At 53.3% G+C, this 15,303-nt stretch carries 12 protein-coding genes and 2 pseudogenes; 10 read left to right on the top strand and 4 right to left on the bottom strand.

Translation table 11 applies throughout. The features are described 5' to 3' along the window. The first annotated feature begins 264 nt into the window (after positions 1–264). On the top strand, positions 265–1,734 hold the full coding sequence (locus AP057_RS11745) for a sodium:alanine symporter family protein (protein WP_055358812.1): 1,470 nt from the start codon (positions 265–267) through the stop codon (positions 1,732–1,734). 352 nt (positions 1,735–2,086) lie between these two features. On the opposite strand, the gene AP057_RS11750 is transcribed toward AP057_RS11745, so the two are convergent. Continuing rightward, positions 2,087–2,962 carry an SDR family oxidoreductase gene (locus AP057_RS11750; RefSeq protein WP_055358813.1) on the bottom strand — a complete coding sequence of 292 codons (876 nt, stop codon included), beginning with the start codon at positions 2,960–2,962 and terminating at the stop codon, positions 2,087–2,089. 351 nt (positions 2,963–3,313) lie between these two features. Here AP057_RS11750 and rlmD point away from each other — a divergent pair, with 351 nt between their 5' ends. Further along, positions 3,314–4,702, top strand: a complete 1,389-nt coding sequence (gene rlmD / locus AP057_RS11755; protein WP_055358814.1) for a 23S rRNA (uracil(1939)-C(5))-methyltransferase RlmD — start codon at positions 3,314–3,316, stop codon at positions 4,700–4,702. Positions 4,703–4,874: 172 nt separating this feature from the next. On the opposite strand, the pseudogene AP057_RS11760 reads toward rlmD, so the two are convergent. Then, a pseudogene (locus AP057_RS11760) lies at positions 4,875–5,282 on the bottom strand (sporulation protein); the annotation flags it as partial. A gap of 122 nt (positions 5,283–5,404) precedes the next feature. Between AP057_RS11760 and AP057_RS11765 the strand changes: the two are divergent. The 4 genes and pseudogenes from AP057_RS11765 to AP057_RS11780 all read left to right on the top strand — a co-directional run bounded on the left by AP057_RS11765 (position 5,405) and on the right by AP057_RS11780 (position 8,053). Next, the gene (locus tag AP057_RS11765) at positions 5,405–6,583 is read left to right on the top strand and encodes an RNA-guided endonuclease TnpB family protein (protein WP_055358815.1); all 1,179 of its coding nucleotides are present in this window, start codon (positions 5,405–5,407) and stop codon (positions 6,581–6,583) included. 181 nt (positions 6,584–6,764) lie between these two features. Next, positions 6,765–6,965: pseudogene (locus AP057_RS11770) on the top strand (arsenic resistance protein); the annotation flags it as partial. 15 nt (positions 6,966–6,980) lie between these two features. Beyond that, complete coding sequence (gene arsC / locus AP057_RS11775; protein WP_011232692.1) at positions 6,981–7,400, top strand: arsenate reductase (thioredoxin); 420 nt, start codon at positions 6,981–6,983, stop codon at positions 7,398–7,400. A 215-nt stretch (positions 7,401–7,615) separates the two neighbouring features. After that, on the top strand, positions 7,616–8,053 hold the full coding sequence (locus AP057_RS11780; protein WP_055358817.1) for a DUF4275 family protein: 438 nt from the start codon (positions 7,616–7,618) through the stop codon (positions 8,051–8,053). A 95-nt stretch (positions 8,054–8,148) separates the two neighbouring features. On the opposite strand, the gene AP057_RS11785 is transcribed toward AP057_RS11780, so the two are convergent. After that, positions 8,149–9,135 carry a Gfo/Idh/MocA family protein gene (locus AP057_RS11785; protein ID WP_055358818.1) on the bottom strand — a complete coding sequence of 329 codons (987 nt, stop codon included), beginning with the start codon at positions 9,133–9,135 and terminating at the stop codon, positions 8,149–8,151. A gap of 98 nt (positions 9,136–9,233) precedes the next feature. Then, positions 9,234–9,620, bottom strand: a complete 387-nt coding sequence (locus AP057_RS11790) for a VOC family protein (RefSeq protein ID WP_033011380.1) — start codon at positions 9,618–9,620, stop codon at positions 9,234–9,236. A 483-nt stretch (positions 9,621–10,103) separates the two neighbouring features. Between AP057_RS11790 and AP057_RS11795 the strand changes: the two genes are divergently transcribed. The 4 genes from AP057_RS11795 (at position 10,104) to AP057_RS11810 (ending at position 15,052) form a co-directional block, all read left to right on the top strand. Continuing rightward, the gene (locus tag AP057_RS11795; protein WP_055358819.1) at positions 10,104–11,417 is read left to right on the top strand and encodes a dihydrolipoamide acetyltransferase family protein; all 1,314 of its coding nucleotides are present in this window, start codon (positions 10,104–10,106) and stop codon (positions 11,415–11,417) included. A 100-nt stretch (positions 11,418–11,517) separates the two neighbouring features. Further along, positions 11,518–12,597 carry a pyruvate dehydrogenase (acetyl-transferring) E1 component subunit alpha gene (pdhA, locus tag AP057_RS11800; protein ID WP_055358820.1) on the top strand — a complete coding sequence of 360 codons (1,080 nt, stop codon included), beginning with the start codon at positions 11,518–11,520 and terminating at the stop codon, positions 12,595–12,597. Further along, the gene (locus tag AP057_RS11805; protein ID WP_055358821.1) at positions 12,598–13,575 is read left to right on the top strand and encodes an alpha-ketoacid dehydrogenase subunit beta; all 978 of its coding nucleotides are present in this window, start codon (positions 12,598–12,600) and stop codon (positions 13,573–13,575) included. Positions 13,576–13,684: 109 nt separating this feature from the next. Beyond that, positions 13,685–15,052 carry an FAD-binding oxidoreductase gene (locus tag AP057_RS11810; protein WP_055358822.1) on the top strand — a complete coding sequence of 456 codons (1,368 nt, stop codon included), beginning with the start codon at positions 13,685–13,687 and terminating at the stop codon, positions 15,050–15,052. The last annotated feature ends 251 nt before the right edge of the window (positions 15,053–15,303 follow it).

The following is a 15,303-nucleotide window of genomic DNA, read 5'->3' on the forward strand; positions in this document are numbered from 1 at the left end:
AGGCCTCAAGGACTGGCATTAGGGGACCGTTCGAGGCGGATTTCTCTGTCTTGCCTCATCTATCATTTTTGGGCTTCAAAGTTATTTTAAAAAAAGCGAAGAAAGTCGTTCATTTTTCTACACGAGGACAAGCGCAGGAAATATAAAGAAAATGCAGAAAAGAATGATATATGAAAAAATTATTGAAGCTGAAATGTGTAATATTTATAATATTATCTGTGTGTTGTACAACAAAAATAATCAGCTGGCATAGGAGGGATTGGGTTGATTGAAAAGCTTGTAGAAACGGTGAACGGGTGGCTATGGAGTCCTTTTTTGATTGCATTCATTGTTTGTTGCGGTTTGTATTTTAGCATTCGCACCCGTTTTCTGCAAATCCGCCATGTGAAAGAGATGGTCCGGCTTGTGACGACGGGGAAAAGTTCTGAGGCCGGGGTGTCTTCTTTCCAGGCGTTGACGATGTCGTTGTCCGGCCGCATCGGCGTCGGGAACGTGGCCGGGACGGCGACGGGGATTGCGTACGGGGGGCCGGGCGCGGTCTTTTGGATGTGGGTGATCACCTTTATCGGAGCGGCGACGGCGTATGTCGAGTCGACGCTGGCGCAAATTTATAAAGAGGAACAAGACGGACAATACCGCGGCGGTCCGGCGTTCTACATTGAAAAAGGCCTTGGCTGGAAATGGTTTGCGGTGGTGATCGCCGCGGCGATTATTCTCTCGATGGCGGTGCTGATGCCGGGAATTCAAGCAAACTCGATTGCCGACAGCTTTTCGAATGCGTTTGGCATTCCGAAATTGGTGACGGGAATTTTCGTGATTGCCGTTCTTGGCTTTACGATTTTTGGCGGAGTGAAGCGGATCGCGAAAACGGCGGAAATTGTCGTGCCGTTTATGGCAGTTGGCTATTTGTTGGTCGCGATTGCCATTATTGCGGCCAATATTGAAAAAGTCCCGGATGTGTTTGGTTTGATTTTCAAAAGCGCGTTTGGCGCTGATCAAGTGTTTGGCGGCATTCTTGGTTCGGCGGTGATGTGGGGGGTCAAACGCGGCCTTTATGCGAATGAAGCGGGGCAAGGGACGGGCGCCCACCCGGCAGCGGCGGCGGAAGTGTCCCACCCGGCGAAGCAGGGGCTTGTGCAGGCATTTTCGATCTATTTGGATGTGTTCTTGGTCGTGACGGCGACGGCGCTGATGATTTTGTTTACAGGTCAATACAATGTGATCAATGAAAAAACGGGAGAGACGATTGTCGAGCATTTGAAAGGGGTGGAACCGGGCGCAGGGTATACGCAGGCGGCGGTGGACACGCTCTTCCCGGGATTCGGGTCGGCCTTTATTGCGATCGCTCTGTTCTTCTTCGCGTTTACGACGATGTACGCGTATTACTATATTGCCGAGACGAACCTCGCCTATTTGGTGCGCAGTGAAAAGAGGGGAACGGCCTTCTTTGCCTTGAAGCTCGTCTTTTTGGCGGCCACGTTCTATGGAACGGTCAAAACGGCGACGACGGCGTGGGCGATGGGCGACATCGGGCTTGGCATCATGGTGTGGCTCAACTTGATTGCGATCTTGTTGTTGTTTAAACCGGCCTATATGGCCTTGAAAGATTATGAAGAACAGCTGAAGCAAGGGAAAGATCCGGAGTTCAACGCGTCGAAATACGGAATCAAGAACGCCACATTCTGGGAAAATGGGTATAAGAAAGCTGAAGAAAATAAAAAGGAAGCTTTATAACGGTTGCTTTGCCGAAGCAGTCCGTGTTTAGGCTGCCTAGTACGTGAATAGCAATGATTCTCAAGTGGAGGGTGTTCCGTTGCTTTTGGGACACCCTTCCGATTTGTGCACTGCGCGCAAGAGAGGAAAGGACCCATCTTCCCGTTCTCCTTCCTCACAGAGTGATAAGAGGCATGCAGAGATATCCATCGCTTGAATCGCCTTTGCGTCTCCGCGAATACGATGCGATTTTGTCGTCATCAGGGCTTTTCGTCTGTTTCCACCCACTGCTTTTGGTGTTAAAATCAAACGGAAAGTTGAGCGAGGGAGATGCATTTGGAAAAACCGGCCGAGCGGCCGGTTTTTGCGGAAATCAATGGGCTGTTTTCCGAATGTCATGGACGATTTGCGTCAGTGCTTCGTTGATCGGCGTCACTGGTCTGCCGAGCAGTTTTTCGAAATCGTTGCTTTCGACTTCTAAGGAGCCTTCCCGGATGCCGCGTTGGATGTCAACGAGAAACGACACGAGCGGTTCCGGCAGACCGGCGTTTTTCATGATGTCGGCATAGGCAGCGTCATCCACTTGTTGCACCGGTACTTCTTTGCCTAGGACAGCGCCGAGGGCGGCCGCTAGTTGTTCTTGGGTCATCAGCGGGCCGGACAGCTCGTAGATCGTGTTTTCATGACCGCTTCCTGCCAAGACGGCGGCTGCAGCTTCCGCGTAGTCTTGGCGAAGAGCCCAGCCGACTTTTCCTGCGCCCGCCGACGTCACCCAAGGCGCTCCTGCCAAAACGGCTTGAATGGTTCCGATTTCATTTTCCAAGTACCAGTTGTTGCGTAACAACGAATACGGGATGCCTGTTTTGATAATAGCTTCTTCCGTGACCCGATGCACTTCGGCAAGAGAGAGACGGCTTTCGCTTGCCTTCGCTAGACTTGTGTACGCAACGAATCCGACTTGGGCGCGTTTGGCCGCTTCAACTGCATTTGTGTGCTGGCGGATTCTTGTTTCATTGTCCCCATCCGTCGAGATGATCAATAACCGGTCGATGCCTTGGAAGGCAGTGTCCAGTGTTTCCGGACGGTCGAAGTCTCCGTGGCGAACATCGATTCCTTGAGCGCGAAAATGTTCGGCTTTTTCCGGTTGGCGGACGCTGACGGCGATTTGGTTGGCGGGCACGGATTTCAGCAGCGCCTCGACCACTTTTGTGCCGAGTTTTCCTGTGGCGCCGGTGACTAACAGTTTCATTGTACTGAACCTCCTTAGGGATTTTTTGTTGTAACTATTTTTGTTACAACGGTGGTGTAAAAAAAAGCCCTTGAAGAGCTTTTTTATTGAAATCCTTTCGTAGCTGCAATGGACGAGCCTTCCATGTTTTTTATGGCCAGAAGAAAATGGAAACAACCTAAGCGATGGCGATTGTTTATATCTTTCCCATTGGTTAGGAGGATACGACTGTGCATCGCCAGCTTAGGCTTTTCTTTTTATACGGTTTGGGGAACACTGTTCCATTGTGCGAAGTTTCTTTGGATTCGTCCACTGATCGTGTACAATACATAAAGGGTGACAACATCGTTCATCTCGGAAGGAGGAAAGCCATTGACAGACAGCGGAAAACAATCGTTCATTACGGACATTCATCAGTTGGATAAAAAAGGAGCGGGACAAGCGGTCGTTTGGCAGGAAGAAGAAGGGAGGAGAAAAAAGCTCAAACTCACTGTTCCGTCCACGCTTCCTGGTGAAAAGGTGCGGGTTTTGATCGATTGGCCGAAACGCCGGAGGGCCCATGCCCGAGTGGAAGAAGTGATCGAGCGGCATCCAGAGCGGCTCGATCCGCCGTGTCCGCACTTTGACCGCTGCGGCGGCTGTGTCTGGCAGCACTGGCGCTATGAGGGACAGCTGCGGCATAAGACCGAACAGGTGAAGGCGCTGCTTGCCCAGCACGGATTTGATCCGGACGTTGTGCGCGAGACGATCGGGATGGAACATCCGTGGCATTACCGCAATAAAATGGAGTTTACGTTCTCTCCTGAGGGCCTGCTTGGACTGCACGAGCAAGGGAATTTCCGGAAAGTGGTTTCGTTGGAGACATGTCTCATTGCCGGCGAGAAGATCGTCAAAGCCGCTATGGAAGTGGCGCGTTGGGCGCGCGATCATCAGCTGCCTGGGTATCACAAAGACACCCATGAAGGGCTGCTTCGCCACGTCATGGTGCGCGAGTCGTTTGCGACAGGAGAGGTGATGGTGGCGCTCTTTGCGACCGAGGCGCCGGAAGGGGAGTTGAAAGAAGCGGCGGCTGATTTGACGGAGCGGATCACGAAGGCGCTCCCGGACGTGAAAAGTTTGCTTTGGCTGGAGAATCGGGCGTGGGCCGACCGCACCCAGGCGGAACGAACGCACGTGCTGGCCGGACGGGATTTCATTTACGATGAATTGTGCGGGTTCCGCTACCGTCTTTGGTTTGATACGTTTTTCCAAACGAACCCGGTGCAGGCGGCCAAATTGGTTGAACTGGCGTTGGAGATGGGCGAGCCCAAGCCCCATGAGAAAATGATCGATCTCTTCTGCGGAGTCGGCACGTTTTCCTTGCCGTTCGCCAAGCGGGTGAAGGCGTTGGCGGGCATTGAAATTGTGGAAACGTCGATCGAGTCGGCGAAACGAAACGCGAAAGACAACGGCGTTGACAATACGTACTTTTTGGCACGGGATGCGCGGCGCGGGATTGATGACGTGTTGGAGCAGTTCGGGCGGCCGGAGCTGCTGCTTTTGGATCCTCCACGTTCGGGGGCGGGCGGGAAGGTGATGCGCAAAATCGGCCGGGCGCGGCCGGAGCGGGTTGTGTATGTCTCGTGCAATCCGGAGACGTTTGCGTCAGACATTACGGAGCTAGTCTCGTTCGGCTATACATTGAAAACCGTCCAGCCGGTAGACATGTTTCCGCATACGGCCCATGTCGAGTGCTGTGCGTTGCTTGTTCGGGGATCATGATGGAAGGAATCCCGTTTCTCGGATAGGGAGAAACGGGATTTATTGCTTTTGCCATCCTTTTTTGAAACAAATAGAAATCATTTACAGGGATAGATGTGCAACCTATGCCCCACCTACAAACTTCAGAAGCGGAAGGAAAAAGATGGCGGACGGCCCTTTTCGTTTTTTCCGTCTAACTGTACTTCTGGATCGCATCTGCCAGTAATTGCGGCAATGCCGGGATGTCGCCTGTGCCGTATGTGAACCGGACAAGCGTTTCGTCCATATCAAGCGCCTCGGAAAGCAATCCAGCAAACCCGCGCGCTTTGCGGTCAATCTCTAAAATGGCTTCAACCCCATGCTCGGAGACAAAGAAAATGGCCTCCAGTTCGTCAAGTCGGCCTTTAAACGGTCCGCTTGCCGGCTTGAATTCAAACTCTTGGACAAACGGCAGCCGCTGTTGCCAATAGCGCGGCGCTTGTTCGCATTGCACATGGCGAAGGCGGAAACCTAATTGGCGGGCCGCCTCGAGAAACGCGGCGACAAGCGGGTGCGGTTCGATGGCGAGATGGTCGCGGTCTTGCGGGTCGAGCGCCGTTTTAACATAAATCAGCCAGAAGTCCCCCACCTCTACAGGTGGGGGATGAATGGCGTTCGGTTTTTCTGTTTTTTTCTTTCTTCTTTGGATGGCAATAGAATACAATAAACATAGGAGGCGAAACCATGTATCGAACGCTGAAAACCCGTTTTCGGGCAAAGAAAGAAGTTATCCAAAAACTATTTGAATGCAATCGTATCTCCGCAGAAGTTTGGAACGAATGCCTTCGTTTGGCAAAAGAACATCATTTGGAAACAGGAAAATGGATAACCAAAACGGAACTGCAAAAAGCAACAAAAGGTCGTTTTTCTATCCACAGCCAAAGCATCCAGGCGGTTGTGCATAAATATATCTTTGCCCGTGATGGGGCAAAAGAAGCACGGAAAAAAGGAGAAAAAATCAAATATCCATACAAAAAGAAAAAACATTTCAACACGAARTGGGCAAAAGATGGGTTTGTTTTGCATGAAGACGGAACGTTGGAACTGTCGCTAGGAATTTGGAATCGAAAACGACAATCTCCTTTGGTGGTGAAAATCGACAAAGAGAAACTTCCAAACGGAAAAGTCAAAGAAATCGAGTTGGTCTATGACCGTGGTTTGTGGCTTTGTTTATCGTATGAAGATGGGAAAAAACCAAAAGAAAATCCATGTAAAAACCGTGTTGCTRTTGACCCAGGGGAAATTCACACCATCGCAGCCATTTGTGAAAATGGGGAAAGCCTCATTATCACGGGAAGAAAAATAAGAAGCATTCATCGGTTGAGAAACAAGAAATTAAAAGAACTGCAAAAACTCATGAGCAGATGCAAAAAAGGCTCCAAACAATGGAAAAAGTACAATCGGGCGAAACAATATGTACTTTCGAAATCAGAGGCACAACTAAAGGATGCACTGCACAAAACCACGAGACAATTTGTTCGTTGGTGTTTGGAAAACCAAGTGAAAGAAGTCGTCATTGGAGATATCGAAGGAATCCAACGGAATACGAAAAAGAAACGAAACAAAAAGACCAATCAGAAATTATCCAATTGGTCGTTTGGAAAATTATTTGATTATCTCAAATACAAATTGAATGCCGAAGGAATTCAAATCGAGAAAAAAGATGAAAGTTATACCTCGCAAACATGCCCTGTTTGCGGGAAGAAAAATAAATCTTCTTCTAGAAATTATACATGTCAATGCGGGTACAAACGACACCGTGATATCCATGGGGCAATGAATTTATTTGCCAAAGTATATTATGGTGAAATCCGCCCATTGGAATTTACGGTCAAACCGTTTACGTATCGACGGATTGCTTAGGTATGAAGTCGTAGATGGCGAGTTCCCGCCCTTGAGTATCATGGATACTCATGTTGCCTGTGGCTCCCAACGGGACGGGTGCCAGGTGTTGCCTGCAGATAGGCTGCCAACCAGCCTATCATGCATCCACCTCCGAAGGGGAAACAGGAAACCCCCACTTCGATAAGTGGGGGAGGTTCATACGCTGGCGTTTACGGCGGGGAGCAACAACTTTGAGCTGGCCATTGCCCTCGCCGTTGGGGTGTTTGGCATTCATTCGGGCGCGGCGTTTGCGGCAGTTATCGGTCCGCTCATTGAAGTGCCGGTGATGCTGGCGCTTGTCAACGTAGCATTGGCGTTTCAGCGAAAGTATTTTTCTTCGGGCAATCCAACATCAACGTAAAGGTGGGAATCAGCGATGAAGAAAAAAGTCATATACTTTTTATGCACCGGCAACTCGTGCCGCAGTCAAATGGCGGAAGGCTGGGCGAAACAACTTCTTGGTGAGGAATGGGAAGTGCACAGCGCCGGCATTGAAGCGCATGGCCTCAATCCGAATGCGGTGAAAGTGATGAAGGAAGTCGGCATCGACATTTCGAACCAAACGTCTGATGTCATCGACCCGGATCTCCTCAACCGCGCTGATTTGGTCGTGACGCTGTGCGGCCATGCGGCCGACCACTGCCCGGTCACACCGCCGCACGTGAAGCGCGTCCATTGGGGCTTTGACGACCCGGCGAAAGCGGAAGGGACCGAAGAGGAGAAACTCGCGGTGTTCCGCCGCGTCCGCGATGAAATCGGCGCGCGCATCCGCCGGTTTGCCGAGACGGGGGAATAGGGGCGGTGCAGCAAGGCAGGCGCAAAGAGCGGGGAAACTATCTTGCATAGGGTGCGCAGCAACTGCTCGTCGAAGTGCGGACGGAAACAGGGAAGTGGCTGGGCGGACGAAAACCGCTCGGTGTGACGAAGATGGTGAGAAGCCATCTTGTTGATAGACGAAATGAGCACATCGATGAAGGCGGTGCCACATTAGGTCACTGGAGGAGAAACGAAATGGAGTTATTTCATCAGTTAGCTCGCCGAAACATCAAAATCCGTAAACAGTCCGGTTTCGGAGCGCAATGGCGACAACAGTGGGAAGAGGTGTTTGCCGGCCATTTGACCGAGGAAGAAAAACAACACATCCACCTTCATAATCGGAATGGAGTCAACGGCTACTTATGGCATGTGTTCAGCTATGGGATGAGAGGCTGTTTCACAGGAGAAGAAGCGGAAATGGCGTTTGATCAAGAAGAGAAAACATGTTGCTATCTTTTCTTTCAACATGGCGACGATGCGTTCACCGTGGAGGATGCGTCCGGCTTGAAAGCCGCCGATCTGGCAACGGAAAACGACAAAATCGATCTATATGTGGTGGACAGTGAGTTCAACTGGACGTTTGTCATGACGCATGAAAGCGGATGGCTTGGCCCGTATTTTAGCAGAAGGTGACAGCCATGGCTTATCGGTAGCCAAGGAAATCCAATGAGACAGAAAGAAAAAGAGTTCCAACCGAGCCCCAGGAAGACTAGGTTGGAACCTTTTTATTATCGCTCGTCGGCTGGGAACACGATGCCGGTTTGTTTTCGCGCTTCGTCCATGATTTCCATCGTCCAAAGCGAATGGCGGTGCGAGTTGACGGACGATTCGCGTTCTCCGTTTTCGATCAAACGGATAAACTCTTGTGCTTCATAATACATCGGTGGCTTGTCCTGCGGCGCGGTGATGTCCTCGACGCGTCCGTCGCGGTAGCGGATTTCCGCTTTGGCTGGTGTGTGGATGGCGTCGATAATCATGTTTCCGTCTTCCCCTTGAATTTCCGAAGGCAAGTGTGAGTTCGTGATTTTCGAATAAAAGACGACCGCGTCCATGTCGCCGTAATCGAGCACGATCGAGCCCTCGCCATCAACGCCGGATTCGAGCTTCACGCTTTGCGCCTTCACGCTGCGGGGTTGGCCGAACAAAACGACCATCGGGTACAGGCAATAGACGCCAAGGTCCATCAACGCCCCGTTCGAGAGAGCGGGGTTGAAGGCGTTGAGCACCGTTCCTTGCTTATAGGCGTCATAGCGCGATGAGTATTGGCAATAGTTTGCCACATAGCGGCGGATGCGGCCGAGTTTCGGCAAGTGCTCGCGGATGGATCGGAAAGTGGGGAGCAACGTCGCCTTCATCGCTTCCATCAATACGACGCTGTTTCGATTGGCCGCTTCGATCATCGCTTTGACTTCTTTCGCATTGGAGGCGAGCGGTTTTTCGCATAAGACGTGCTTGCCGTGGTTCATGAGCCAAATCGCCTGCTCGGCATGAAGTGCGTTCGGGCTGGCAATATAGACGGCATCAATGCCGTCGCTTTCGGCCAGCTTTTGCAAGTCCGTGAACGTCCGCGGCGCCCCGACTTTGTCGGCAAACTGCTTTGCGGTCTCCTCGGTTCGCGAGTAGACCGCGGCGAGTTCGAAGGAATCGACGAGGCGCGCGGCGTCAAGAAATGCTTCGGTGATCCAGTTTGTGCCGATGGTTGCGACTCGAATCATGTTGTTTGGCCTCCTTCATTTGTATCGCCCCCATTGTACCACAAATCAACGGAGAGGCTTCGTTTTGTCATCGTCATGGAGCAACTGTGCTTTTCTCTCTAGTTTTCATACAGCTCGATCGGCAGCCCGTCCGGATCTTGGAAGAAGGTGAATCGTTTGCCGGTCGCTTCATCAACGCGGACGGGTTCGGGATCGATGCCGTGTTGGCGCAAGTAGGCAATGGCTTCATCGAGGTTGTCCACCGCCAAAGCAAGATGGCGCAGTCCGCACGCTTCCGGGTAGCTTGGGCGCTTCGGCGGGTTTTCAAAGGAAAATAGCTCAAGCTGAATGCCGCCATCAGCTTCCAAATCGAGTTTGTACGAACGGCGCTCAGCGCGGTATTGCTCCCGGATGGGGCGAAATCCGAGAATTTCTGTATAAAATCGTTTTGATCGTTCATAGTCCGAGCAAATCAAAGCGATATGGTGAATCGTGGCAAGGCGCATGTCAATTCCTCCCTCTCCTTATATAAACGGGTGATGCCGTTGAACTAGTTTTATTTTTCAATTAGAAAAACCTTATAAAACCAACTTCTTTTTCACCCAATGCCGCCGATTGGCGCCTGTATGGCTCATACTGGGAAAAACAGCCTCCCCGCCGTTTTGGACCCGTTCCCGGTGTTTGGGGACAAATGAAATCGAAAATGTTATGTTGCGATAATGGAAGTTGCTGTCGTTGATTGTCGAAGCGGGCGAAAAATGTCTGCTCTCCTTATATTGACAGTTTGACAATCTATAGACTATCATAAATCTTGTAGGTTGGAAAATTTAAAATATTCATTTTATATTTTGGTAGAAAAAACGAATGGTCACCACGTTTTTTGTAAGCGCTTAACTTCTATGTTTCCTCATGATCGCCGCACCAATTGATGCTGCACCATTGTGTTTGTTTCCCATCACAGCATGAGAACAAGGGGAAGGGGATATCACATGATCTATGAATTTAAATTGCCCGACATCGGTGAAGGGCTGCATGAAGCGGAAATCATTCGCTGGCTTGTCCGGGAAGGGGATGTGGTCAAGGCGGATCAGCCGATTGCCGAAATTCAAACCGATAAGGCGATGGTCGAAATGACGACGCCGGTCGCTGGCAAAGTGGTGGCGCTTGCCAGGCCGGAAGGGGCGACGGTGAAGGTTGGAGAGCCGTTGATTGTCGTGGAAACCGAGGCGGCGGTGGCGGCCGAAGCGGCGCCGACTGACCATTTGGCTCAGGAGCCTGCGTCTGCTGTTCATATAGAAGCCCCGCGCCCAACGGTGGGGCGCAAGCGGGCGATTGCCGCGCCGTCTGTGCGCAAGCGGGCGCGGGAGATGGGTGTTCCGATCGATGAAGTGGAAGGAACGGGCGAAGGCGGTCGGGTGACGCTCGCCGATTTGGAGCGGTATATCAGGGAGCGCGAGGCGGCCGCTTCGGTGGCGGAGGCGGCAAGAAGGGAAGCGAACGAAGCCGGCGTTCTGCCGACCGGCAGCGCGAGTGCGGCCGGAGGACGGCAGGAGAGTATAGCCTCATGGACATCCATCGCGAGTTTGGATGCGGTGTTTGAAGAAGAAGAGCGAATCCCGCTTCGAGGCTTGCGCAAAAAAATCGCCGAAAAAATGGTGAAATCGATGTACACGGCGCCGCATGTAACCGGCATGGACGAGGTGGACGTGACGAAGTTGGTGGAAATCCGCAAGCACCTTGCCAATCAATTGGCGGAAGAACGTATCAAACTGACGTATTTGCCGTTTATTATTAAAGCGGTGACAAGGGCGCTGAAGCAATATCCGATGTTTAATGCGGTGCTGGATGAGGAAACGAACGAAATCGTGTTGAAGAAACGGTATCACATCGGCATCGCGACGGCGACGAAAGCCGGTCTCGTCGTCCCCGTCATCCGTGACGCCGATCAAAAATCGATCCGCGAGCTCGCCATCGAAATCGCGGAACTGTCAGAAAAAGCGCACCGCCAGGCGCTTCGCCTTGAGGAGCTGCAAGGAAGCACGTTTACGATCACGAGCACCGGGGCGGGCGGGGGCTGGTTTGCGACGCCGATCATCAACTATCCGGAAGTGGCGATTTTCGGGGCTCATGCGATCAAACGGCGCCCGGTTGTCGTCGGCGATGAAATCGTCATCCGCGATATGATGGGGATGTCGCTCACCTTTGACCACCGCGTCATTGACGGCGAGCCGGCCGGGCGGTTTATGCGGACGGTGGCGCACTATTTGGAAAATCCGGAAGTGTTGCTCTTGGACGTGCGGTAGGCGGCGCTCGGTTAGGAGGACATGTCTTCGTGCTGGAAGAGAGCGAGCGCCAAAGAGAAGCAGCTGGGCCGTGATGAAAAAATGATGAGGAGGGAAGCCCATGTTTGACCCGGACAAATTGTCGGTCGAGATCGTGCGAATTCTCGATGAAAACGGAAATGGCGATGAGGAGAAGTTAGCGGCGTTTTCCGATGAGTGGCTGCTTCGTGCCTACCGGGAAATGCGGCGGGCGCGCGTCATTGATGAGCGGCTTTTGCGCATGCAGCGGCAAGGGCGGATCGGGACGTATGCCCCGTTTAGCGGTCAAGAGGCGGCGCAAATCGGCAGCGCCCTTGCGCTTCGAAAAGACGACTGGATTTTCCCGAGCTACCGCGAAGTGGCGGTCTGCTTGATGCACGGCATGCCGCTTGAGCAGTTTTTCCATTATGTGCAGGGCCGCCTGTCGGGAAAGCGGATGCCGGAAGGATTGAACATTTTCCCAACGCAAATCATTATCGCGGCGCAGACGTTGCATGCGGTCGGCTGCGCGTGGGCGTCGAAATTGAAAGGCGAATCGCACGTATCGGTGGCGTATTTTGGCGATGGCGCGACGTCAGAGGGCGATTTTCATGAAGCGATGAATTTTGCCGCGGTGTACAACGTGCCGGTCATCTTTTTCTGCCAAAACAACCAGTACGCCATTAGCGTCCCGTACCGGAAACAGACGGCAAGCCGGGCGATCGCGCAAAAAGCGCTCGCTTACGGAATGAAAGGGGTGCTCGTTGACGGCAATGACGTGCTGGCGGTTTATGAAACGATGAAACAGGCGGTCGAAGCCGCCCGCCGCGGCGAGGGTCCTATGTTGATCGAGGCGCTCACCTATCGGCTTGGGCCGCACACGACGGCGGACGACCCGACGAAATACCGCCGGCCGGAAGAGGTGGAAGCATGGCGGACGAAAGATCCGCTTTACCGTCTGCGCGTGCTGCTTAAACGGCGCGGATTATGGACGGAAGCGCAAGAAGAAGCACTTGTCGCCCAAGTGAATGACGAAGTGACGGCGGCGTACGAGGCGGCCATCGCCAGCAAGTCCGGTTCGATTGTCGATGTATTCGATTACGTGTACAGCGAAGCGCCAACATTGCTTGCCGAGCAAAAAGAAGAAGTGATGCGGCGCAAACAACGGAGCGGGGTGAGATAAATGGCCGAGCTGACGATGATTGAAGCGATCAATGAAGCGATGCGCCAGGAGATGGAGCGCGATTCGCGCATCATCGTGCTTGGCGAGGATGTCGGCGAAAACGGCGGCGTTTTCCGGGCGACGGACGGGCTGCTTGAGCAATTTGGCGAGGGGCGTGTGTTTGATACGCCGCTTGCGGAATCGGGCATTATCGGCACGTCAATCGGTTTGGCGATCAATGGCATGCGGCCGATTGCCGAAATTCAGTTTCTCGGGTTTGTGTACCAGGCGATGGACCAGCTGGCGGCCCAGGCGGCGCGCATCCGCTTCCGCTCCGCCGGGAGGTTTTCGTGCCCCATCGTTGTGCGCAGCCCGTACGGCGGCGGGGTGCGGACGCCCGAATTGCATTCGGATGCGCTCGAGGCGCTGTTTGCCCATTCCCCAGGCTTAAAAGTGGTCATGCCGTCCAATCCTTACGATGCGAAAGGGCTATTGATTTCCGCCATTCGCGATGAAGACCCGGTTTTGTTTTTGGAGCCGATGAAGCTGTACCGGGCGTTTCGGATGGAGGTGCCGGAAGAACCGTACACGATTCCGCTCGGCCAAGCGCGGGTCGTCAAAGAAGGAGAAGATGTGACGATCCTCACGTGGGGGCCGACCGTACCGCTTGTCGCCAAACTGGCCGATGAGATGCGGACGAAAGGGATTGACGCGGAAGTGATCGATCTGCGCTGCCTTCAGCCGCTCGATATCGATGCCATCCTCGCCTCGGTCGAAAAAACGGGGCGGGTGATGATCGTCCATGAAGCGGTGAAAACAGGCGGGTTTGGCGCGGAAGTGGCGGCCTTGATCAGCGAGCGGGCGCTGTTTTCTCTATCAGCTCCAATCGTGCGCATCGCCGGCTACGACACGCCGTACCCGGTGCCGTCGGTCGAGGATGATTGGCTGCCGAACGCCGAGCGGATTGCGGAAGGAATTGAAACGTTGCTCCGTTACTAAACGAACCATGCCATCCGGGTCGATCGATCCACCATCAGAGTGCGTCAAGAGAAAAGGTGGCGCATCGATGGATGGCACCGCTTGATCCGATCGGGTGAGGAGGAGAACGATGAACGTATACGAATCACTGCTGGAATTGATCGGCGACCGCGAGCGGGTGAGCATCAATGAAACGGTGCTCGAACACCACAGCAAAGGCATCGCCTACCATGCGCCGCATGCGCCAGATGTCGTCGTCTTTCCGAAAACGGCGGAGGAAGTGAGCCGGGTGATGGCGTTTGCCAACGAGCACCGCATCCCTGTGACGCCGTTTGGCGCTGGCACGAGCTTGGAAGGGCATGTCATTCCAGTTGCGGGCGGCATCAGTTTGGATTTGACGTTGATGAACCACATCATCGACATTCGCCCGGACGATTTTCTCGCCATCGTCGAGCCGGGGGTGACGCGGCTGCAACTGAATGAGGCGCTGAAGCGATACGGACTGTTTTTCCCAGTCGACCCGGGGGCCGACGCGACGATCGGCGGCATGGCGGCGACGAATGCGAGCGGAACGAACTGCGTCAAGTACGGCGTCATGCGCGATCAAGTGCTCGGATTAGAGGTGGTGCTCGCGGACGGTTCAGTCATTCAGACGGGAAGTTTGGCGGTGAAATCGTCGGACGGCTATGACTTGACCGGCTTGTTCGTCGGATCGGAAGGGACGCTTGGCGTGTTCACCCGCCTCGTCGTCCGCCTGCATGGCATTCCAGAGGCGACCAATGCGATCAAAGTGTGTTTTCCATCGCTTGAGGCGGCGGCGCAAGCGGCGTTTGCCATTTTGCGGTCCGGCGTCGGCCCCGACAAAATCGAGCTCGTTGACGAGGCGACGATCGCGGCGGTCAATGCGTACAAAAAAACCGATTATCCAGTGAAACCAACGCTGTTTATTGAACTGAGCGGCAGCCCGTCAAGCGTCGAGGAAGGGACAAAGCTTGTCAACGAATTGTGCGAAGCGGAGGGGGCGGTTTCGTTTGTGGTCGAGACCGACTCGCTCGCCCGCGCGAAGCTGTGGGAAGCGCGCCACCATGCGGCGTTTGCCATTCAAGCCGCCTATCCAGGCAAGTCGATGCTCTCCACCGACGTGTGCGTGCCGCTGTCCGAACTGCCCGGCGCCATTGCCGATACGCGTCGGCTTGTTGATGAGCAGAAGATGACTGCCGCCATTTTCGGCCATGTCGGCGATGGCAACTATCATACCGTGCTTGCCTTTGATCCGAATGACGCCGAGGAGATGGCGCGGATCGAGCAGGTGCACGCCCATATCGTCCGCTACGCCTTATCGCGCGGCGGCACGTGCACGGGAGAGCACGGCATCGGCATTGGCAAACGGACGTTTTTGCGCGAGGAAAAAGGCGACGCCGTCGTTTGGATGAAACGGTTGAAACAGCTGTTTGACCCGAACGGCATTCTCAATCCGGGGAAAATCTTTTTGCCGTAACGCTTCATCTGTATGGCGGCTCGATGGATTAGGTTGAATATTTCTCCCAAACATAAATGGGCTGAAGACGGGCCTTTATGGGGAAAAGGGTGCTCTCAATGGAACGGAGCACCTTTTTCTTCTTGTGTTTCTCTACAAGGATGGAGAGTGCCGTTGCTCGCATTTCATGAAACGTCCTCACGGTTGCTTTTTGCATACTGCGCGCTTGCTTTTCTTATCCTTTTTGTAACAGTTTGTTACTCCGAAGAAAC

Origin of the sequence: Geobacillus sp. Sah69 (assembly GCF_001414205.1) — a bacterium.
GTDB classification, from domain to species: Bacteria; Bacillota; Bacilli; order Bacillales; family Anoxybacillaceae; genus Geobacillus; species Geobacillus stearothermophilus.